Raw genomic sequence first — 259 nt, forward strand, 5'->3', positions numbered from 1 at the left:
TTTTCCATTGAATATGTGCGATTAAATTAGGGCGCCATTTTTCAGGGATCATCACACAACAGACCGTGCCACCAATACTGCCGTAACCTTCATTAATTGAAAAACCTGAAATTTCAAATTGTGTGTGGTTATAGCCCTGAAGCCCGGCTCCCAAGATGGAGTTTTCTGGTTTTGCACCCCAAGAGCCCGCATTGGCACAACCGGAAAGGAAAAAAGAGATAATTAAGAGCGAGGCAAGTTTGGGGGAAATTTGCCAAAA

1 protein-coding gene is annotated in these 259 nt (G+C 43.6%); it reads right to left on the reverse strand.

Going from position 1 to position 259, the window contains the following annotated elements:
• The coding region (locus tag BHE89_RS27270; protein WP_353615094.1) for a DUF3304 domain-containing protein at nt 1-154 on the reverse strand (154 nt) is incomplete at its 3' end.
• Nucleotides 155-259 lie beyond the last annotated feature (105 nt).

The sequence above is a fragment of the Shigella sp. FC1967 genome, from assembly GCF_001743005.1.
In the GTDB taxonomy this organism is placed as follows: domain Bacteria; phylum Pseudomonadota; class Gammaproteobacteria; order Enterobacterales; family Enterobacteriaceae; genus Proteus.